Raw genomic sequence first — 20,355 nt, 5'->3', positions numbered from 1 at the left:
GGGCTATTTCATTCTCATCTAGCCCGCCTCAGAATAAATTCTGAGGCTAATAGCACTCATTCGTCTAAAGACGGCTAAAAAAGGCTTTTAAGTAAGTCGGCGTAAATAATTATCGTTGGGATAAGGCAGGGAGCAGGGGGAAAGATAGTTTGAGCCTTGTTTACTCTCCTTTACACAGTTTGATCTTATTGTGCCGACTTACTTAGTCCACTTGAGTGGACTTGGGCTATTAGCCCGGAACTTTAGTTCTGGGCGGTTTATGTCTTGAACGAAATAGCCCTAAACCAACTTAAAGGGAGCGACAAGAACCGCTAATTTTCTATCATACTTATTTATACCGCTTGTCTCAACTTTTATCTGTTCATTTAGGAGACAAGCAAGTATTTTACTAGTGAGTTAATTAATGTTCATGATCTTGATGATGATCATTAAGACCTTGCTCAGTTTCTAGTAGCCGTGAAATAAGTACGTCTGCTTTTCTACTAATAACAGACCTAACTTTATCAATAGCAACTACTTCACTGATTTTGACAACCATTTCCCAGAGAGTATCCTCCTCTGTATCTTTGTTGTAAGTTCTATGTTTAAACCACAACAAATCATCCCAAACTCCAATAACTGTGGCGAAATACCACTTGTCTCGTACTAGTATCCAAATTTCTTGTTCTAAGTAAGTCTGTAGAAGAGGTTTCACAATGAGTTAGATAATAGAAAATCTTGTGCTACATATTAAGTAAGTATTAACAAGGAAGACAACAGTTAAAATACTGATATGTTTTAGTGTAAATTATATGAACCTATTTTAAGAACTAGTAAATAAACTCTATGCAAACTGGGGTTTTGCCAATAGCTAAGTTGGTAATTTTATGATTTTGGTAAAGACTGCCTGTATAAAATACAATTTTATGATTTAGTAGTGAGTGCTACAGACTGAAATATCTATTACAGCATTATCACTGAAGCGTATCGATACCATTCCTAAACTAGTAATTTAGGTGATGCATTGCCAAGGGTGCGATCGCTAGCACCTTAGATGAAACCAGGCAGTTCCGGATCTTTGCTAAAAATCCAAATATAGCGCAACACGCTTGGGTTGACGACATTTAGTCTCGAAAGTCCCCAACCCCAAACCCCCTTTCCAAGGCTTGCTCTAATTTCCTCCTTACAATGGGGGTTACGGAGGATCATAACTTAACTGAACTGTATTGGAATATAGCAGTGATGCCAATTGTTGTAATAAAGCTTTAGCTGATTAATTCACCCATTTGCGGGAGGTAATTAGCAAGCCAATAAGTGTACTTTATTTATAATCAGACCAACAAAAAATGGTTTGAAACAGCATTCACGTCACAGATGTATCAATCATGCTAAACCTGATATTCACCGAATGTATAAAAATAAAACCCTTAGTGGTTGCAACAGCTTTTTTCCTAGCTATACAGACTTCTGCCAATGCTGAACAACCCCTTTCTAGTTTGACTCCAGCACAAGCTCAACGTTTATCCCGCGACTTAGTTCCATATAATTCTCAAGATTTTTTTAGGCAAGGGAAAAATTCATTTGAGAGAGAAATTCAAATTCTTCGACAAAGGCAATTGCGCTCAATTAAACCTGTTCTTAAGATTGATTTAGTACGTGAGATAAAAATACCCCATACTCAGCAAAACCCTAATATCTTAACTAGATAAGATTCATTATGCGTTTATGAAACCTTAGAACCCGTAGGCATCACAATCGCTATACTCTGCATCCCAATAACAGAGTTTTTATATTTCAATAAATTTGCAACACAAATTTATAATCTTAATCGTCTAGTAAACTCATCAACGCTTGAACTTCAACGTCTTGCGGCTCTGAAAATTGACCTTGTAACCTTAATAATTCATTTTGTAATGCTTCTACTACATGGAGCATATTAGATTCTTGTGCAATTTTTAGTTGATTTTCTTTAATCTTGATTTGTTTAAGCAAGTTGTTTTCAATATGATTTGAATTGTAATGTTGAGCAATCATAGCTTTACATTTTTTATCAATCTATAGAGTGGAGTGAAACTTACTAGTACAACGGGCGTGGAAATAAACATACCATTTCAAATGGCGCAAAAGCTTAGAATACAATTCTTTTGACTTCCGCCTTGCAGTACTACCTATGTATTATTCCACACTTTTACAATTTTTTTAATGTCTGGTGATTTAATATTTATTACTCGTAGTGTTTACGGGTACAGCGGGCTTAATACACCATGCCCGTATTTTTAGAGGCTTTTACAAAAATGGAAATCATGATAAATATAAGATTTGGTTGACTTCAGGGGAATTTAGATAAAACATATAGGAGTCACGCATGAGTACCGGAAAAATGTAGACGAATACTCCTGCAAAGGAGCAAGCTACCGCAGAGCGTCTATCTGCGAGACGCTCGCTGCGCGTCAGCGTCTCGCAGGGAACGTAGTAAGCTACCGCAGAGGCAGAGAAAATACGGTGAATAGTATGAACTTAAAGTTTATCAGAAGAGACATTTTTACCTTTGTAAAAATTATATCTACAGTGCTTATAACAAGCGCGATTGGATTGGAATCGTGGAATATTTATGCAGTAATAACTAATAGTAATGTACCAAGTATCCTTAATCCTATTTTTTGGATTGAGCGTTTTGCCATGACGGCCCATTTTATCGAAGGTATTATAGCAGGTTTTTATGCACCTTCAAGAAAAAAGATGCCAATAAAATATGCTGCTTATACTTTTTTTGTAGGCACAATTGGGTTGTTAGAACTATTTGATCAGCAGGATGACTCTTGACGGCTCTACATCTTTAAGGGATGGATTTTTGGATTAGGTCGGTTGGTAGGGTACATTAATGCACCTTACGTAAGAAAGTTGTAGGTTATAAGATAGATGCTACTAAGCAAAACTCACCTGTGGGGGTTTAGCAATGTAGGCTACTGGTGAATCTGACAGGCAGAAGGGAGTATAGTTTGTATAGTTAGCTTTTTGCTGAAATTTTAGTTTGACACTAAGGAAATTAAAAAATGTCTACAGATACTCACACAGTTGCTTACGTTCAAGAAAGTGAATTTGATACTGTTTTAACTGAAAGTGAAGAGAAAGTTGTTGTTGTTGATTTTACTGCTACTTGGTGTGGTCCCTGTCGCCTGATCAGTCCGTTGATGGATCAACTTGCTGAGGAATATAAAGGTCGCGCCAAAGTCGTTAAGGTAGATGTTGACAGCAACAAGCCAATTTTCAAAAGATTCGGTCTTCGCAGTATTCCAGCGGTTTTAATTTTCAAAGATGGTGTTTTAGCAGAAACTATCGTAGGAGTTTCACCTTATGAGCAGTTTAGCGAAGCTGTTCAGAAGCTTATTGAGGTTGTTTCAACCACTGATTCGTAAGCCATAATTAAAAAGGGTTTATACCTGATGCCTAATAACGGCAGTGACGTTTCAGGTGGTGTTTAAATTCCGCGAAGTTTCGAGCCTTGGAAACCTACCCTCGGACTTCTCACCACTTGAAACATGATTATGAATTATAAATTTTTAAACCTTTTCTTTTCGCCGATAATGTGCTTGCAGTAAACCAGTAGAATATTGTTTTGAGGTAATTAGCTCCAATTTTTCTTCAGGGCTAGGCGGTGGGAAAAGCTGTATACCGCCACCTAAAATAATTGGAATAGTTGAAATAATATATTCGTTAATCAAGCTGTGCTGAAGAAACGAATTGATTAATGCTCCGCCACCAACTAACCAGATGTTTTTATAACCTTGAGCCTCTATATTTGCTAAGGCAGGCTTCACAGTTTCAGAAACAAATACAACGTCCTCACGGTCAGATTGGAGCGGGCGCTGGGTGAAAACAAAGGATTTTTTTTCTGGATAAGGCCATTGATCAAAGCCAAGCCCTACTTCATACGTCTTGCTACCTAACACGATCGCATCAATCGATTCGTAGAAATCAGTGTAACCGTAGTCTTCACCTTCTGTATCAAGGAATGAGAGCCAATCAATTCCGCCATCACTGCGAGCGATGTAGCCATCCAAACTAGCTGCAATATAGAGTGTAACTTTCGTCATTATGCTTCTGAATGTAGTGGTTTTCACCCAATTACTTACGTTTTTTGATTGTGCGATTTAAATCGACCTGCAATAAATTCTCGCTTAGATAAATGCTTTGTACCGCGTTTGGTGACTCGTTCTCGCCACATCTGGAAACTAGATTCTTTCATTTCGCGCCTCATTAGGGCAATTACCTGTTTCTCCAGCAGTCCAAACTGAGCCTCAATGGCATCAAAAGACGTTCTATCTTCCCACGCCATTTCAATGATGCGATCGATGGTTTGTGAATCGAGATCGGGTAGCTTCATTCTTTTGCTAGCAATTGATAAATTAGAGCTATATATATTTTACTTTTCGTTTTGAAGAACCATTGTGTCTGCTGCACCCAGTTGCAGGGCATAAAGGTTAGCATACACACCTTGCTGATTGATCAGTTCGGCGTGAGTACCCTGCTCTACAATTTCTCCCTGCTGAATTACTAATACTTGATCTGCTTGGGTAACTGTACTGAGGCGGTGGGCAATCACGAAGCTGGTACGTCCTTGTAGTAAACGAGCGATCGCAGTTTGTACTAGCGCTTCTGTACGCGTGTCAATGCTACTGGTGGCTTCATCAAGAATCAAAATTCGAGGGTTAATCAACACCGCACGGGCAATACTGATTAGTTGTCGCTGTCCCTGGCTCAAGGGCGCTCCCCGTTCACCCAATTGAGTTGTATAGCCCTGTGGCAGCGAGGTAATGAACTCATGCACGTTTGCCAACTGTGCAGCCTCTTCGATATCAGCTTGGGTAGCATGGGCAGAGCCAAAGGCAATGTTTTCGGCGACGGTGCCACTAAATAAAATATTGTCTTGCAGAACAATGCCAATTTGACGCCGCAGACTTGCTTGAGTAACGCTACGCACATCAATATCATCAATTTTCACTGCACCGCCAGATACATCGTAGAAGCGCAAAATCAAGTTAATAATTGTACTTTTTCCCGAACCGGTTGGCCCTACTAACGCAATCATCTGCCCTGGATAGGCGTGCAAATTTACCCCTTTAAGAACCAGTTGGTCTGGGTTGTAGCCAAACTTGACATTATCAAATGTCACTTCCCCCTGAATGGGCGGCATTTCTGTTGCATTGGGTGCATCGTTGAGTTGTGATGGTTCATCTAGTAATAGAAAGATTCGCTCTAATCCGGCGAAGGCAGATTGAGCTTGGGTGTAAAACTGGCTGAGAATTTGGATCGGGCGGAAAAACTGCTGGACGTAAAGTAAAAAGGCTGTCACCACACCCACTGTTGCACCTCCTGTTACCGCGAGATAACCTCCATAAGCCAACACGCCTGCGGTTGCTAGTGTGTTCAGAAAATCGATCGAGGGCAAAAAGGCGGAAGTAATTGCTACAGCTTCAACGTTGGCATCACGATTGGCAGCATTAAGAATGTCGAATTCTTCAATATTCATCTGGACACGATTAAATGCCTGTGCTTCTCGAACGCTGCCAATATCTTCTTCCAACTTGGCGGAAAGCTCCCCAATAGTCTGGCGGGTAACACGAAACCTAGCTCTTGCCCAACGGGCAAACAAACTTGTGGTAAAAATCATCAGTGGCACAACCAGGTTGCTCAACAAGCCAAGTTGTAAATTGATTGCAAGCATGGCAATGATTATGCCAATCAAACTGAAAGTGTTGCCCAGCATTTGGGCGATCGTCAGTCCAAATGCCTGATTCACGGTATTGACATCATTCAGCAGGCGGCTCATTAAATCGCCAGCTTCGCTGCGATCAAAGAAGCTGAGGGGCAAACTTTGGATTTTAGTGAAAATATCTTGCCTCAGTTGAGCCAGCAATCGCTGCATAATCCAGCCAACTCGAATAATTTGACCCCGGATTGCTAATACACCAAGTCCGTAGTTTAGCGCTAGTAGTCCTAATAACAATAGAAGTCCCTGCAAATTACCTTGTGCAATTAGGTGATCAATCGACCAACCGAGGAAAAACGGCCCAATTGTCTGGGTTACGGCACCAATAAATACTAATGTCAGGGCGATGGGAATTTCTTTGCGATAACGGAGCAGGTATTGCAAAAAGCGTCGTAGGGTGGAGAGTTGCTGACTCGCTTGATCCTCAGATGCAACAACGGGAATAGTGCCTCTCATAGCAATTTTGGATTTTAGATTTTGGATTTTGGATTAAAAGTCTTTGTCTTGATTACAAGGTTGTATAAAAATCTCAAGCAATACTAACGCCGTGTGCGACTTTATCTCAAACCTAACCCCCAACCCCTTCCCTACTAGCGTTGGGGAGCAAGAATCAAAGCCTATCGACCTTTCGGGGAGAGGAATGGAAGTGGGGTTCCAAGAATAAGTTGCACATCGCGTATACTATTTATTTAATTTGGTACCATTTTTCTCTTTCGCCTTTACCTGAGATTCCAAAATCACACCGTAGAGTGGGCTGGTTTGCATCAATTCCTCGTGAGTGCCTTGTGCTACCAATCGGCCTTTATCCATGAGAAAAATGCGATCGGCATTTTTAACGGTGCTAATGCGTTGAGCAACTACAAAAGTTGTACAAGCTTTTTGGCGCATTAAGCCATCTAGTTCGGCTTGAATCTGGGCAGCAGTTTTGGCATCCACAGCCGAGGTGCTATCGTCCAAAATCAGAATGCTGTAATCGGTGAGTAAGGTACGAGCGATCGCAATTCTTTGTTTTTGTCCACCAGACAAGCCCACACCCCGTTCACCCACAATCGTCTCGTAGCCATCGGGTAGACTACTGATAAAATCGTGCATTTGGGCAGTTTTGGCAACCTCAATCACCTCCTCTAGAGTTGCATCGGGTTTGGCGTAGGCAATATTTTCGCGGATTGTGCCAGAGAAGAGGGTGGTTTCCTGAAATACAATACCAATCCGCGATCTGAGGCTTTTGAGCGTGAAACATTTTACATCTCGTCCGTCAATGCGAACTGCTCCCCCTGTGACATCGTAAAAGCGGGGAATTAAGTTCATAATTGTACTTTTCCCGGAACCAGTCATCCCTAAAACGGCGATTAGTTCGTTGGGCTTTGTTTCAAAAGAAACTCCTTTGAGAGTTTCAGTGCTGGCTCCTGGATAGCGAAAGGAAACATTTTCAAAGGTGATTCTACCGCCGCAGGTTTCAAATGGGACAGCACCGGGGCGATCGCGAATTTCTACCTCCGCATCTACAACTTCGTAGACTCGTTCGGCGGAAGCAGCTGATTGAGCGATCGCAGGTGCAGCAAATCCAATTAACAAAATCGGTTGGAGAATCAAGGCTAGGTAGGAGTTAAACGCCACCAGTTCGCCAATGGAGAACCTACCCCCAATCACCTGCCCTCCCCCGTAGGCGAAAACTGCCAATGTTACCAAATTACTCAGCAAAAAGATAAATGGGAAGGTATTGCGGATGGCGCTAATGGTCTTCATGTTTGCCCTAACTAGGGAATCATTCATGGTCGTGTAACGCGACCTTTCAGTTGATTCCCGCACAAACGCTTTCACCACCCGTATTCCTAGCAAATTCTCTTGCAACACTGCATTGAGGTCACTTAGTTGCTCTTGTACTTGCCGAAAAAGTTTGTTATTTCTGGTGACAAATTGTGCCATCAACCATGTATTTAGGGGCACTACCGTTAGCGTAATCAGCGCTAGTTCCCAGTTCATCAGCAGCAAAACCACCGAAATACTTACCAATGTTACAAGTGAAGCAATGACCTGAATCAGGCTAGTGCCAACAAAGGTACGGATCTGCTCAATGTCGCTGGTGACACGGGTTAACAGTTGGGAAGTCTGCGACTGGTCATGATAACTGAAACTGAGATTTTGAATTTTGCTGAAAATTTTGTTTCGCAGGTCATAAGCTACACCTTGAGACGCTGCTTCTGCTAAATAGCTTTGTCCAAAGTTAAATACACCACGAGCGATCGCGGCGAGTACCAGCCAAGCGGCGCTATATAGCACAACTTGGAGGTTTTTTTGCGTGATACCCTGATCAATTCCCCACCGAAATAGTTGTGGAGTCACCGCGTTTGCGATCGTCAACAACAACAGACTCACCAATGCTCCCAGCGAAGTCCATCGGTAAGTACTTAAACTCTTAAGCACGCGCTGGATTGACTGTATCGACGAAGTTTCCTGGAGTTCTGGTTGCTGAACCACTGGTATTCACCCCTGTATCTTTGAAAAATTATCTCGTATTTTGATGGTAAAAAACCAATTGCCCAGTTGATAGGGTGGGATCTATTCATGGTGACAATTCCAAATTTTTGGACAATGGTATGAGAAAATACCTTTTTGGCAAGCATTGCGGCTAATCCATTTCAATACCGAAGAACAAGAATAATGGCTCAAAATTTTCATAGCGATTCTCAACTTAGCTCGGATATGTTAACTGCTATCAATCGCACAGCAAAGCCAAGTTCTGAGTTCTACGCTATTTTTTCTGAAGAAGAAGTTTTAGGGATAATTAATGCATTAGAAGTTAGACGAGAAATACCTCTAAAGTATTCTTATAAAGGTAGAGGTGCAAAAATTTGGGACGATTTTTATCGAAAATATATTATTCCTACATGGTATCGAACATCGAATGTAGAAATTGAACTTTTAAAAGATAACTTTAATTATCTAAATAGTAATATTCCAAATGGCGATAAGGTAAATATTCTAGACGTAGGTGCAGGAAATTCATATCCAGTTAAGAATTTTATTAAAAAACTGAATAAATTGGGTAAAGTTAATAAATATATTGCCTTAGATATTAGCGAAGAATTGCTTCATGTATCAAGGAATAATTTTAAAAAATGGTTTCCTCTCATCGAATTTATCAGTTCCCCAATTGACATAGAAAATAGTTGTGTACCAAAAATATTATTACAAAATAAAGCTAATCTTGAAATTGATAACAAAACCAAAATATTTTTCCACTTAGGTGTTACTATCGGGAATCATCAAAATAGAGATAAGGTACTAAAGAACTTTAGAGATAGCATGGGAGAAAATGATTTTCTGGTGTTTACTAATGAAACTGGCACTAACTCTAAATGGGATGGTAACGTCAGAGGCGGCTGCAAGTATCATGTAGAAGAAATATATGGATGGGTTAAAAGCAAGATTGGGATTAAGTCTGAAGATTGTGAATTGGTGAGAAAGTATGATTTAAAAACAGATAGTGTAGTTGCTAATATAAAACTCCGTCATCATCACACGATCAATTTCAGTCGAATGGGGATAGATAAGAAGATTGAACTATCTGAAGGTGAAGAAATTACTATTTGGCGACATCATAAGTATGAAATCCCTAAGCTTTTGCAAGAATTAGAGCGTTCTGGACTACAACTTATTCATTATAGTACTGACAAATATAAATCACATATTATGGTGATTTGTAAGGTTGCTAGTAACTAACAGTCTGCCTCAAGATCCCCGACTTATTAAAGAAGTCGGGGATCTAACTGTTATGAGCTATTTGCAACAGCTATATATACGACTATGGCAGATAGTGTAAAATATTTATGATGATGCTAAAAAATCGGCTTTATTTTAGTTTATGTACTAATTAAATGTACATCAAACGGGGTCTAGGCTGAGGAACTGGACGCCCTAAATCCTTAGCCGTTTCTATCCATTCCTGCATAACTAATTCTACATTATGCAGAGCTTCTTGATAAGTATCACCGTCGGCAGCACAGCCTGATAATTCGGGTACTTCAGCAATAAAGGCTTGATCTAATTCACTCCAGTAGAGAATAATTTCATACCGAAACATCATTTTTACTTCCTAAGTTATACTTTTTAATCACTGCACGAACTTGTTTAACTTGATAGCTTTTGGCTTTTCCCTTTTTATGTTGCAGATTCAATATTTCCTCAACATTGGCTTTGATAAAAATACGATGATCGCCACGAATCCGTTCATCAAAGCCTAGTGTATATAAGAGTTGCCACAGTTGGGCGAAAGGGATGTCTGTATCAGATGTCCCAGAGAGGATCTTTTCTAAGAGTTTGTCTTGCTGACTCACGTTTTTATGGCTGTCTTAATATTTCTATAGTCTCATATTTATTTAAAATCAGGGTATATGTGAGTGTTTATCCAAATTTATCAGTGATATACGCAACTACAGAGGGCAAACCGTTTAGATTGCTCATATCATAGGCTGAGGTATAAATCCATCTCAGTTAACATTGAATATTGAGTAAAAAATATTACACGAATATGAAAAACCAAATTCTAGCCATAGCTGCCTTTTTAAGCACGATTAGTTTGGCAACAAGCGTACAAGCAGCAAATTCTGAACATATTAAACAGTTATTGGCAACCAAACAATGCCAAAACTGCGATTTAACCAATGCAGGTTTAGTGATGGCTGACTTATCAGGTGCTAATTTGAGCGGTGCTAATCTCACAAATGCTAACCTCAGTCGGGCAAACTTGAGCGGCGCAGATTTGCGGGGTGCAAACTTGAGTGGCGCAAGTTTATTTGGTGTTAACCTGAGCGAAGCTAGATTTGGTGGAGCAAATTTAGCGGGTGCTGATTTGAGAAATAGTTATTTAGCAAATGCAGAACTGACTGGTGCTTACTTGAATGGGGCAAATTTCCAAGGTGCGGTTGCTATACCATCACAAATTGCTTCACCAGAAGACTTTTATGCTTTGGGTGTAGCAGAAGCACAAAAAGGCAACCAACCGCAAGCAATCAGTTATTTTAATCAAGCGATCGCTATTAAACCAGAATATGCGGGTGCTTATTTAGCCCGTGGTGTCGCCCGTTACCAACTACTAGATAGACAAGGTGCATTCCAAGATGCCCAAGTTGCTGAAAAATTGTTTACATCCCAAAACAACAGCCTGGGAACGCAAACAGCCCAAGCTTTTATTAAAGAACTGCAAACACCCGTCAATGAGAAGGTAAGTACTGGTAGCCCCAGTTTCGTTGACTTTTTGGGAGGTTTAAGCTCAGTCTTGCTCAAGTTCTTCCCTTTTTGAGAGTGAGAGTTAAGTAAGTTGGCGTAAATAATTGTCGTTGGGATAAGGCAATAGGCAATAGGCAATAGGCAATAGGCAATAGGCAATAGGCATTAGGGTTTTAGCTTAGTTCATTTTTCTTCATATTAGTTTGAATTTATTGTGCCGACTTACTTAAAACAACACAGGGATAATAACAAATGACAAATGACAAATGACAAGTGACAAATAACAAATGACTTTATCTCAGGAATTATGGGCTGCAAATCAAGACTTAGCCCAAGCTTGCCTAGAGCATCCTTTCGTTCAGGGCATTGGCGATGGTACTCTTGAGCGAGGGAAATTTGCTTACTACTTAGGGCAAGATGCTTTTTTCTTAGAAGCTTTTGCCCGTGCGTACAGTATCGCCGCAGCTAAAGCACCAGATTGGTTAGGTTTCACCACATTTCATAACCTAGTTAGTGGAGTTTTAGAAGAACTGCGGCTGCATAGTGGCTATGCTTCTGAGTGGGGAGTCAATTTGCATTCTGTGGAACCAGGAGCCGCCACCCGCCGCTATACTGACTTTTTGTTAGCAACTGCTTGGAGTGGAGATGTCGGTTTAACTGCTGCGGCGATGTCTCCCTGTATGCGTTTGTATGCCTTTTTGGGAGAAAAGTTAGCTGGTAATGGCATTCCAAATCATCAATATGCAGACTGGATTCGTACTTACAGCAGTGCAGATTTTCAACCATTAACACAACAATTAGAAAATTTGGTTGACAATTATGCCGTTACTACTTCTGTTGTGCATTCAACCTATCGTTATGCGATGTTTTGCGAACGTGACTTTTTTCAGGCTGCGTGGATTTGGGAGTAGTTTGCTTAATTAAGTCAGCGCGATCGCTCGTTTGTATACAATAGTCTTTGCTCTCTCTCTATGGTGTACACACAAGTCGGAAATAGTAGTCTGTCAAGGAATAATTGACGGGTATATTCTTTAACATCATCAGCACCGATGATTTAAATTCCTTCTCTTGGCTTGGTAAATAAAGCATTTCTTGCTGCTTTTTAGCAATAGTCCCTTCTGTCAATACTCCAACTAAATCTTGACATACAGCAGATTTCAGGTAGATGAAGCACATATATCAAACTCAAAATCTTGTAGAGACGTAACACTGCTACGTCTCTACGTGTATTTGATTAGAACGCAATCTGCTGTATTCTCACATCAACCATTACAATCTAAGTATAATTAGCTGCTATTTTATGTTAAACAACTTATGTTTGAGACAACTTGATGCTGGAATTTGGGAAAAGCTTACTTTCTTATAAACAGTTTATCCCCCACGGGCATTGCTATCTTTGGAAACCAGAATTAGTGGGGTTGCATATTGTATCCGATAGTTTAATTGCGCTTGCTTATTATTCTATTCCCATCACGCTACTTTATTTTGTCCGCAAGCGCCAAGATTTGCCCTTCAACTGGATATTTCTGCTATTTGCAACATTTATTATTACTTGTGGCACTACCCACCTGATGGAGATTTGGACGCTTTGGTATCCAACTTATTGGTTGAGTGGTTGCCTTAAAGCTATTACAGCCGTAGTTTCACTGTACACAGCTTCTGAACTTATACCTTTAGTACCAAAAGCACTTGCTCTCCCCAGTCATGCACAACTGGAGGCAGCCAATCGAGAACTGGAGAGAGAAATTAACGAACGCAAACAGGCAGAACTCGCACTACAAGAGCGGGAAGCTATGTTGCGCCGAATTGGCGATAATCTGCCCAATGGGGCAATTTATAAAGTAATCCGCGAATTGGATGGCAGCGATCGCTTTTCTTATATCAGCGCGGGGATTGAAAAACTGATGGAAGTCAGTGCATCTTCTGCACTGAAAGATTCAAGTTTACTCTATCGCCAGTTTATCCCAGAGGATGTACCACTCTTCCAGGCAGCAGTCGATGAATCGCGGCAGAATCTCTCAGTGTTTGATATACAAGTGCGAATCCAAACGCCCGGCGCTCGGCTGAAATGGTTCCATTTTCGTTCCACGCCACGTCAGTTGCAGGATGGTTGTGTGGCTTGGGATGGGCTGGTAGTGGATGTTACCGACCTCAAATGTGCTGAAGAAACACTACGCAAGAGTGAAGCCTTATTAGAAGAATCTCAGCAAGTTGCTCGTCTTGGTAATTGGGAGTTTGATATTGCCACTGGCAAAATTACCTGGTCAAAGCAACTGTTCGACCTTTTTAATCGAGATCCCGCACTTCTTGAGCCGAACTACCAAGAAAATCTGCAACTGTACTTGCCAGAAGACGCAGGAAAATTAGCCCAAGCAATTGAGCGGGCAATGTCAACTGGCGAATCCTACAAACTCATTCTGCGTGCATCTCCAACTTACGGGTCTACTATTTATATTGAGGGGATTGGACATGCAGAATTTAACGCGGATGGAAAAGTAATTCGCCTCTATGGGACTGCTCAAGATGTTACAGAACGGCAAGCCGCACTCAACAAACGCCAACAAGCCGAGGAAGAACTCCGACGCAGTGAAACGCTGCTAGCTACTGCTCAAAAGGTTGCCCATCTGGGCAGTTGGGAATGGTACTTAGGGTCTGAGAAACAAATTTGGTCAGCCGAAACCTTCCGCATCTTCGGTTTAAATCCTGCTGAATCAGTACCGACGCAGGCTGCATTTCTCCAGATGCTTCACCCAGAAGACCGACCAGTGTTGCAGAGGCATCTATTAAGGGCGATCGCCAAGGGAAAGCCTTTCAATCTTGAATATCGCATTGTCCGACCTAATGGCTCATTGCGCTACCTAGAATCGAGAGCAGAGGTAGCTTATGATACTCAAGGTAAGACTGTTAGATTGTATGGAGCTATTCTAGATATTACAGAACGTAAAGAAAGCGAGTTAGAAATCTGCAAGAACCGCGATTTGCTAAAAGCTATCTTTAACGAATCTGCTGATGCGATCTTTTTGGTAGATACAAAAACGTTACTAAACATTGACTGTAATAATCGTGCAGTAGAACTATTTGCAGCTTCAAGCAAAGCTGAACTCATTGGTATTGAAGGTCAAACTTTACAAAAGGTGCAGTTTACTTCTGATGAACTAACCACTATTTTTCAAGAAATTAACCAGCAAGGGTTGTGGAGTCGCGAAATTGAATACGTCACCAAGCAGGGCAATAGCTTTTGGGGAAACATCGCAATCAAACCAATCAGGGTTGCTGGCCAAGTGATGAATTTAGTACGAGTTACGGATATCAGCCCCAAGAAGCGTATTGAAGAAGAACGCCAACGAGCAGAAGTAGCCTTAGCCAAAAGTGAAGAACAACTCAGGCTGACGATAGAATTTAACCATATCGGTAGTTGGGATTGGAATTTGCTTGATGGGGCAGTCATCTGGAACGACAACCACTTTCGCTTGTTAGGGTTAGAACCAGAAACATCATCAGCTAAATACCAGGTATGGCGCAATGCTATTCATCCAGAGGATGTTGAGCGAGTTGAACAGGCTTTATTCAAAGCCGCGACTCAGAATACTAATTATGAAGCTGAATATCGGGTGATTCATCCTGATGGCAAAGTGCGCTGGTTGATTGGAAAAGGACGCAGTATTCACAATGCAGCAGGTAAACCTGTGCGGATGTTGGGTGTGGTGATTGATATTAGCGATCGCAAGCAAGCAGAAATTGCTCTGAAACAAAGTGAGATTCGCTACCGTGCCATTGTCGAAGATCAGACCGAACTTATTGCCCGATATTTACCAGACGGCACACTCACTTTTGTCAACCAAGCTTATGCAGTTTATTTTGGACAATCGCCAGAGGTAATGATCGGCAGCCGCTATCAACCGATTATCTTTGAGGCAGATCGAGAGCGAGTTGCTCAATTAATCGCTTCAATTAGTGTCGATAATCCTGTTGTGATTATTGAAAATCGCGTGGTTGTGGCAAATAAGGTGCGTTGGACTCAGTGGCATAACCGAATGCTGTTTGACGAGCAAGGATGCTTTATCGAATTTCAATCGGTGGGACGCGATATTACAGCCCTGAAGCAAATTGAAGAAACACTTTTTCAAGAAAAAGAATTAGCTCAGGTGACGTTGCAATCGATTGGAGATGCAGTTATTACCACAGATGCCTTTAGCAGGATTCAATACCTCAATCCCATTGCAGAATCTCTGCTCGGATGTAGTGAAGCATCTGCACAAGGGTTGCCGTTAAAAGAAGTCTTGAGAATTGTGCATGAAACGACACGGGAGGTAGTTCAGAACCCAATTGAGCAAGCGTTACAAGAAAATCGAATTGTGAGTTTAGCAAACCATACCGTCTTAATTACTGCGAGGGATCAAGAGATTGCAATTCAAGATTCAGCCGCGCCCATTCGCAATCGTGAGGGAGAAGTTATTGGCGCGGTTATGGTGTTTCATGACGTGACGCAGAACCGCCAGCTTTCGCGTCAGCTATCCTGGCAGGCAACCCATGATGCCTTAACCGGATTGGTAAATCGCCAGGAGTTTGAGCGGCGGGTTGAAAAAGCATTGCGCTTTGCTTCTTTAGACTCCCAGGTTTATGCATTGTGCTATTTAGATCTCGATCACTTCAAAATCGTCAATGATACCTGTGGTCATGTGGCTGGAGACGAATTACTGCGCCAAATTACTGCCTTATTGCAGGAGAAGATTCGGAAAACTGACACACTCGCACGCTTAGGCGGCGATGAATTTGGCGTATTACTCACTCAGTGTACATTAGAGGAAGCTTTACGAGTTGCCAAAAATTTGCTTTCATGTGTTCAAGAGTTCCGGTTTGTTTGGCAAGAGCAGGTATTCTCAATTGGAGCAAGTATTGGCTTGGTGGGTATCGACATGAATAGCGAGAGCTTTGCAGAAATTATCAGCACGGCTGACGCAGCTTGCTATACCGCAAAGAACCGCGGGCGCAATCGCGTGTATGTTGCTCAGACTGACGACCAGGAGCGACTGCAACAGCGTGGCCAGATGCAGTGGGTCAGTCGCATTTCTCAAGCCTTGGAAAATGATTGGTTTTGTCTTTATGCTCAAAAGATTGCCGCGATCGCTCCGAAAGAGCAAAACGGCGACCATTATGAAGTGCTGCTGCGGCTCCAGGATGAGCAGGGAAAATTAGTGCTGCCAATGGCGTTTATTCCAGCAGCAGAACGCTACAACTTGATGCACCTAATTGATCGCTGGGTAATTCGGACTCTGTTCAGAAATTGGTCAACGCTTGTTGGCGATAAACAAAGCATCTATGCGATTAACCTTTCTGGCTGTAGCATCAACGACGATCAGTTCTTTGATTTTCTGTATGAGCAGTTTAGCCTACACTCCATCTCACCCCAGTGCATTTGCTTTGAGATTACCGAAACTGTAGCGATCGCCAACCTCGTAAAAGCCAAGCAGTTCATTCAGTCACTTCAACAGATGGGCTGTCGATTTGCGTTAGACGATTTTGGGGTGGGGATGTCATCGTTTGCCTATCTCAAGTCTCTGCCTGTAGATTATCTCAAAATCGACGGCAGCTTTATTCGTAACATTGTCGAGAATCCTGTGGATGATGCAATTGTGACAGCAATCACCCGCATTAGCAGTGTGATGGGTATTCAGACGATTGCTGAGTTTGTGGAGAATAACGCGATTTTAGAGCGAATTAAGGCTCTAGGAATTGATTACGCACAGGGCTATGGCATTGCAGTACCTTGCCCATTAGGGTAGGCGGGGGGCAGAGGGGCAGGGGGGCAGGAAAAAGAGTTTTCTAATTTTTGCACAGATGTGGTAATTGTAACTAATTAGCCGGACATAATATAAGTTCAAGATGCGATCTAGAGTTATGTGTGGTGCGATCGCCTTTGCTAAAGTCATGTAAATTTATCTGTAGTGCGCTTCTCTACAAGAGGGTACGCCAACGTGCAGCGCAAGCGCAATAGACAAGTTTTGTACCTTGCGGAAAGTAACTATCCTTGCTGAGTCTTCTTTAGAAGACTTTAGCTATTAGCCTCAGAATGAATTCTGAGGTGGTTGTTGAAACTGGTGCAAGAGATTCAGTTTTACCAACATCGTGACATTCATTACCAACATCACGACATCCATAGTTAACATCACGACATTTATCCTTAACATCACGACATTCATTATGAACATCGTGATATCCATAGTTAACATCGTGACATTTATCCTTAATATCACGACATTCACTATGAACATCGTGACATCCATAGTTAACATCGTGACATTTATCCTTAACATCACGACATTCACTATGAACATCGTGACATCCATAATTAACATCGCAAGATTTCGGTATAAACTATTCTTCAGTCCCCAGTGCCTATTTCTCAGGCGGACAAAGTTGCTGCACTCCTTGAGGAAGTTGCCGGCATATCTGCTGGAATCCTTGAGGATTAATTTGCCACCAAGCTAATAAGCCCAGACTTGTACCTCCCACAAGCAACGCTAACACTCCCCCCAGCATTGTCAAACCTTTACCCCGCCGTTTTTTAGGTTTTCTCTTGAAGCTTGGTGGCATTACTGGGGTTGGAAATGGTTCCTCTGAAAGATCCAAATTTAGATCCAAATCGAGATCCAAATCTAGCAAAGCTTGCGAACTTTCTGTAAAAGAAGTTGGTTCTTCCAGTTTTTCCAGTTCTCCCGGTTCTGCCAGTTCTTCTTGTTCTTCCTGTTCTCCCAGTTCTTCTAGTTTCTCTTGTTCTTCTTGTATCTCTGCTTCTATAATCTCTTCTGGCAACGCCGGAGTCACAGGTACTAAGTATTCTGGGGAGACACGGCAATAAGTCAGAACAACCGACGTATTATCACGCCCATTCTTTTCGTTTGCCAAGTCAATCCAGTTGCGAACAGCATCTTCAACTGTCATTTTCCCTGCTAACACGGGTATTGCATAATCTTGCCAAGATTGTTCTACCCAGTTATTATCACTTAAACCATCAGAACACAGTAGCAATATGCCATCTTCTTCCACAATAAAACGCTGAACCTTAAGACGCAAAGATTCTGAATTTCTTGTCCCCAATGCTTGAGTTAAGGCACTAGCATCTGCTCTCAAAAGTGCCTTCCGATACAAGCTTTTTGCAAAACGCACTTCCCGCGTTGCCACATCATCATCTACTGTGAGTAGCTGGCAATAATTGCGAGTAATCCAATAAGCGCGGCTATCGCCAACATTAACTAAGTAAAGTTCATGGGTGTTATTTGATTGCCACCCAGTACTTGTTTGTATTCGTTGGGGAACTTGCAACGCCATCACAATGGTTGTAGCCATGCGTTCTCTGCCTTGGCGTTTTTGCTCATTATTACGGGCACAAATCAGATTATTTACTACCCGCAAGCTTGCTTCTAGTTGTTCTTGCAACAACTCTGGTGGTACAAGTGCAGTTTGTTCTGTAACCTCCTTTAGTAAAACGCGAATTTGCAATTTTACAGACTGCACCGCCAACCTACTCGCAACTTCGCCGCCTTCATGTCCGCCAATGCCATCGCAAACTATTGACAAGTGGTGCAATAAAGGTTCATCGAAAGCGGCGGGAAACTCCATCCCCTTGTGAGTGGAGAGGGGCAGTCGCCCCGCCGCTTGGGGCATTGGGCATTGGGCATTGGTAACTTCTTCCCCATGCCCCATGCCCCATTCCCCATGCCCAAAAACTCCATCCACAAGGGGATGGAGTTTTTTATCTAAATCACTCAAAGTATTGGGGTAGCAAGCGTCTTCATTTTGCGCCATAATTGGGCCAATATCTGTAGAGCCTGCCACCTTCAAAACTAATGGTAATTCTGCCGCAGATGCTAGTAGTAAATTATTGAGTTGAATACTAATAGTCTCTAACTCAACCTCAGTTTCACACATCTGCTGGACTATATTCTGTAACCCTTTGGCTACTGATGTTTTTGCAGACGCTACCCAAAACTGCCAACATTCCCCCAGATTTTGTAAACTCAGTTTCTCATCTGTTGGCGTTTGGTAGAGTTCCAACAATCGCACACACCACCCTTGGACTCTCAAATTGTCTACTATCAGTAAACTACGGTTAAGTCCCAATTCTGAGAAAGATTTCCAAAGTTGGAGAATTTGCCACAGCCAATAAACTTGTCGTACCGCCGTTGCTTGCTCCCATGCCTCAACAATAGTTGGATAGATATTTCCTCTCTCATCTATCGGCACATTTTCCAATAAAAGGATATCAGTTGTATCTTCCTCATAACTAGCAAACCCATAAGCTTGGGGCAGATGTAACCGCTCTTGATATAACTGGAGGTAAGGAATTACTTCCGTTGGCAATTCTTCAGGTACATCTGGCGGTAGCCCCGGTTGAGTATCCAGCCAAATCTGGGAACTAATTACTTCATACCTGTCTGCTACCTTTTTGCCTGGTGGAATTTGAGCAGACGATGAGCCAGTAGCCCAAAGATAGCGGTGAACTAAAGGAGTTTGGCAACTGGCACAAACACTATCTCCCATCGGATTAATGGGGCTTTTACAGCCTGGATTTATACAATAAATTATCAGCTGAGTAGAAATCATAAAAGTATAAATTTAATAAACCAATCAACTCGTGAACTTCGGTTAACTTTAGCTGGCAATGACTTGAAGGCTAGAATAGACTGGATTTGTGTACCGCTAGCTACACCTTGTTACTGAAATTAATCAAAATTATTGGTAAAAAAACCAAGTTTTGTTTTCTGTAAATAACTTACGTCTGGCTGTATCTAATCTTAGAAATGCATTTACGTCAATGTAGAGTTTAGGATGGCGCTATGCCAAGTTTTACCTTAATCTGGCTTCTGGCAGGAGCAGTTCTGTGTCTCATGGAACTGTTCTTACCATCGGCGTTTGTCGCCTTCATGATGGGAATTAGCGCTTTTGTAGTGGCGCTGCTGTCTGTAGTAGGTTTGGGAAATGTATGGTTGCAAGTTTTAGTTTGGCTATTACTTTCCACATTATTAATCGTGCTTTCTCGTCGGTTTTTGCAACCGCGACAACGCAAGTCAAAAATTCAGGATGCAGTCATAGCCGAAACCTTAACAGAAATTCCAGCGGGGAAAACAGGGCGGGTTCTGTATGAGGGAAATTCTTGGCAAGCACGATGTGACGATGACAAATTTACCGTAGCACCCCATCAAAGAGTTTATGTGGTTAGGAGAGAAGGTACTACTTTGATTGTGATACCAGAAAATTTGTTGAGTTCTTAGTCATTAGTCATTAGTCATTGGTCATTGGTCGAATGGCACTAAGAAAAGAAACAGCCCTTACTCTGACTGGTTCCCAGCCTAGAGGCTGGGAACCCATTCTGGTAG

19 protein-coding genes are annotated in these 20,355 nt (G+C 41.9%); 8 read left to right on the top strand and 11 right to left on the bottom strand.

The features are described from left to right. Nucleotides 1-400 precede the first annotated feature (400 nt). On the bottom strand, nucleotides 401-694 hold the full coding sequence (locus VB740_RS10670; protein WP_229488624.1) for a hypothetical protein: 294 nt from the start codon (nucleotides 692-694) through the stop codon (nucleotides 401-403). 670 nt (nucleotides 695-1,364) lie between these two features. Between VB740_RS10670 and VB740_RS10665 the strand changes: the two genes are divergently transcribed. Beyond that, nucleotides 1,365-1,688, top strand: coding sequence for a hypothetical protein (locus tag VB740_RS10665; protein ID WP_323199995.1), 324 nt, complete (start codon nucleotides 1,365-1,367; stop codon nucleotides 1,686-1,688). 115 nt (nucleotides 1,689-1,803) lie between these two features. Here the strand turns inward: VB740_RS10665 and VB740_RS10660 are convergent, their stop codons facing one another. Then, nucleotides 1,804-2,013 (bottom strand): hypothetical protein, encoded by a 210-nt coding sequence (locus tag VB740_RS10660; RefSeq protein WP_323199994.1) that lies wholly within the window; start codon nucleotides 2,011-2,013, stop codon nucleotides 1,804-1,806. Nucleotides 2,014-2,490: 477 nt separating this feature from the next. Between VB740_RS10660 and VB740_RS10655 the strand changes: the two genes are divergently transcribed. Both VB740_RS10655 and trxA read left to right on the top strand, forming a co-directional pair. Then, nucleotides 2,491-2,802, top strand: coding sequence for a hypothetical protein (locus VB740_RS10655; protein WP_323199993.1), 312 nt, complete (start codon nucleotides 2,491-2,493; stop codon nucleotides 2,800-2,802). A gap of 230 nt (nucleotides 2,803-3,032) precedes the next feature. Further along, complete coding sequence (trxA, locus tag VB740_RS10650; RefSeq protein ID WP_323199992.1) at nucleotides 3,033-3,395, top strand: thioredoxin; 363 nt, start codon at nucleotides 3,033-3,035, stop codon at nucleotides 3,393-3,395. A gap of 144 nt (nucleotides 3,396-3,539) precedes the next feature. Here the strand turns inward: trxA and VB740_RS10645 are convergent, their stop codons facing one another. The 4 genes from VB740_RS10645 to VB740_RS10630 form a co-directional block, all read right to left on the bottom strand. Next, complete coding sequence (locus tag VB740_RS10645) at nucleotides 3,540-4,073, bottom strand: dihydrofolate reductase family protein (RefSeq protein WP_323199991.1); 534 nt, start codon at nucleotides 4,071-4,073, stop codon at nucleotides 3,540-3,542. A 35-nt stretch (nucleotides 4,074-4,108) separates the two neighbouring features. Then, entirely contained in the window at nucleotides 4,109-4,363 is a 255-nt protein-coding gene (locus VB740_RS10640; protein WP_100899538.1) for a TIGR03643 family protein, read from the bottom strand. Between the two features lie 39 nt (nucleotides 4,364-4,402). Continuing rightward, entirely contained in the window at nucleotides 4,403-6,205 is a 1,803-nt protein-coding gene (locus tag VB740_RS10635; protein WP_323199990.1) for an ABC transporter ATP-binding protein, read from the bottom strand. A 225-nt stretch (nucleotides 6,206-6,430) separates the two neighbouring features. Further along, nucleotides 6,431-8,227 (bottom strand): ABC transporter ATP-binding protein, encoded by a 1,797-nt coding sequence (locus VB740_RS10630; RefSeq protein ID WP_323199989.1) that lies wholly within the window; start codon nucleotides 8,225-8,227, stop codon nucleotides 6,431-6,433. A gap of 183 nt (nucleotides 8,228-8,410) precedes the next feature. Here VB740_RS10630 and VB740_RS10625 point away from each other — a divergent pair, with 183 nt between their 5' ends. After that, nucleotides 8,411-9,472 (top strand): L-histidine N(alpha)-methyltransferase, encoded by a 1,062-nt coding sequence (locus VB740_RS10625; protein ID WP_323199988.1) that lies wholly within the window; start codon nucleotides 8,411-8,413, stop codon nucleotides 9,470-9,472. Nucleotides 9,473-9,623: 151 nt separating this feature from the next. On the opposite strand, the gene VB740_RS10620 is transcribed toward VB740_RS10625, so the two are convergent. Beyond that, the gene (locus tag VB740_RS10620) at nucleotides 9,624-9,836 is read right to left on the bottom strand and encodes a type II toxin-antitoxin system HicB family antitoxin (RefSeq protein ID WP_323199987.1); all 213 of its coding nucleotides are present in this window, start codon (nucleotides 9,834-9,836) and stop codon (nucleotides 9,624-9,626) included. After that, the gene (locus VB740_RS10615; protein ID WP_323199986.1) at nucleotides 9,820-10,086 is read right to left on the bottom strand and encodes a type II toxin-antitoxin system HicA family toxin; all 267 of its coding nucleotides are present in this window, start codon (nucleotides 10,084-10,086) and stop codon (nucleotides 9,820-9,822) included. Before VB740_RS10615 ends, VB740_RS10620 begins: the two co-directional genes overlap by 17 nt. Nucleotides 10,087-10,280: 194 nt before the next feature. On the opposite strand from VB740_RS10615, the gene VB740_RS10610 reads away from it, so the two are divergent. Both VB740_RS10610 and VB740_RS10605 read left to right on the top strand, forming a co-directional pair. Further along, nucleotides 10,281-11,051, top strand: coding sequence for a pentapeptide repeat-containing protein (locus tag VB740_RS10610; protein ID WP_323199985.1), 771 nt, complete (start codon nucleotides 10,281-10,283; stop codon nucleotides 11,049-11,051). Between the two features lie 214 nt (nucleotides 11,052-11,265). After that, entirely contained in the window at nucleotides 11,266-11,889 is a 624-nt protein-coding gene (locus VB740_RS10605; RefSeq protein ID WP_323199984.1) for a TenA family protein, read from the top strand. Nucleotides 11,890-11,947: 58 nt separating this feature from the next. Here the strand turns inward: VB740_RS10605 and VB740_RS10600 are convergent, their stop codons facing one another. Continuing rightward, nucleotides 11,948-12,154 (bottom strand): hypothetical protein, encoded by a 207-nt coding sequence (locus tag VB740_RS10600; RefSeq protein ID WP_323199983.1) that lies wholly within the window; start codon nucleotides 12,152-12,154, stop codon nucleotides 11,948-11,950. A gap of 155 nt (nucleotides 12,155-12,309) precedes the next feature. On the opposite strand from VB740_RS10600, the gene VB740_RS10595 reads away from it, so the two are divergent. Further along, nucleotides 12,310-16,761, top strand: a complete 4,452-nt coding sequence (locus tag VB740_RS10595; RefSeq protein WP_323199982.1) for a PAS domain-containing protein — start codon at nucleotides 12,310-12,312, stop codon at nucleotides 16,759-16,761. A 282-nt stretch (nucleotides 16,762-17,043) separates the two neighbouring features. Here VB740_RS10595 and VB740_RS10590 read toward each other — a convergent pair whose 3' ends face one another. Together VB740_RS10590 and VB740_RS10585 are read right to left on the bottom strand one after the other, a co-directional pair. Beyond that, nucleotides 17,044-17,199 (bottom strand): hypothetical protein, encoded by a 156-nt coding sequence (locus VB740_RS10590; RefSeq protein WP_323199981.1) that lies wholly within the window; start codon nucleotides 17,197-17,199, stop codon nucleotides 17,044-17,046. Nucleotides 17,200-17,374: 175 nt separating this feature from the next. After that, nucleotides 17,375-19,582 (bottom strand): protein phosphatase 2C domain-containing protein, encoded by a 2,208-nt coding sequence (locus tag VB740_RS10585; protein WP_323199980.1) that lies wholly within the window; start codon nucleotides 19,580-19,582, stop codon nucleotides 17,375-17,377. Between the two features lie 233 nt (nucleotides 19,583-19,815). On the opposite strand from VB740_RS10585, the gene VB740_RS10580 reads away from it, so the two are divergent. Then, a complete protein-coding gene (locus tag VB740_RS10580; RefSeq protein ID WP_323199979.1) occupies nucleotides 19,816-20,250 on the top strand; it encodes an NfeD family protein in 435 nt (144 codons plus the stop codon). The last annotated feature ends 105 nt before the right edge of the window (nucleotides 20,251-20,355 follow it).

The sequence above is a fragment of the Nostoc sp. UHCC 0251 genome (genome assembly GCF_034932245.1).
Lineage (GTDB): Bacteria > Cyanobacteriota > Cyanobacteriia > Cyanobacteriales > Nostocaceae > Nostoc.
The sequence above is the reverse complement of the archived record's forward strand: the minus strand, read 5'-3'. Positions and strand labels throughout refer to the sequence as shown.

Coding starts and splice junctions, on each gene's coding strand:
- VB740_RS10665 (WP_323199995.1), top strand. CDS start 1,365: ATGCTAAACCTGATATTCACCGAATGTATAAAAATAAAACCCTTAGTG.
- VB740_RS10660 (WP_323199994.1), bottom strand. CDS start 2,013: ATGATTGCTCAACATTACAATTCAAATCATATTGAAAACAACTTGCTT.
- VB740_RS10655 (WP_323199993.1), top strand. CDS start 2,491: ATGAACTTAAAGTTTATCAGAAGAGACATTTTTACCTTTGTAAAAATT.
- trxA (WP_323199992.1), top strand. CDS start 3,033: ATGTCTACAGATACTCACACAGTTGCTTACGTTCAAGAAAGTGAATTT.
- VB740_RS10645 (WP_323199991.1), bottom strand. CDS start 4,073: ATGACGAAAGTTACACTCTATATTGCAGCTAGTTTGGATGGCTACATC.
- VB740_RS10640 (WP_100899538.1), bottom strand. CDS start 4,363: ATGAAGCTACCCGATCTCGATTCACAAACCATCGATCGCATCATTGAA.
- VB740_RS10635 (WP_323199990.1), bottom strand. CDS start 6,205: ATGAGAGGCACTATTCCCGTTGTTGCATCTGAGGATCAAGCGAGTCAG.
- VB740_RS10625 (WP_323199988.1), top strand. CDS start 8,411: ATGGCTCAAAATTTTCATAGCGATTCTCAACTTAGCTCGGATATGTTA.
- VB740_RS10620 (WP_323199987.1), bottom strand. CDS start 9,836: ATGATGTTTCGGTATGAAATTATTCTCTACTGGAGTGAATTAGATCAA.
- VB740_RS10610 (WP_323199985.1), top strand. CDS start 10,281: ATGAAAAACCAAATTCTAGCCATAGCTGCCTTTTTAAGCACGATTAGT.
- VB740_RS10605 (WP_323199984.1), top strand. CDS start 11,266: ATGACTTTATCTCAGGAATTATGGGCTGCAAATCAAGACTTAGCCCAA.
- VB740_RS10600 (WP_323199983.1), bottom strand. CDS start 12,154: ATGTGCTTCATCTACCTGAAATCTGCTGTATGTCAAGATTTAGTTGGA.
- VB740_RS10595 (WP_323199982.1), top strand. CDS start 12,310: ATGCTGGAATTTGGGAAAAGCTTACTTTCTTATAAACAGTTTATCCCC.
- VB740_RS10590 (WP_323199981.1), bottom strand. CDS start 17,199: ATGGATATCACGATGTTCATAATGAATGTCGTGATGTTAAGGATAAAT.
- VB740_RS10585 (WP_323199980.1), bottom strand. CDS start 19,582: ATGATTTCTACTCAGCTGATAATTTATTGTATAAATCCAGGCTGTAAA.
- VB740_RS10580 (WP_323199979.1), top strand. CDS start 19,816: ATGCCAAGTTTTACCTTAATCTGGCTTCTGGCAGGAGCAGTTCTGTGT.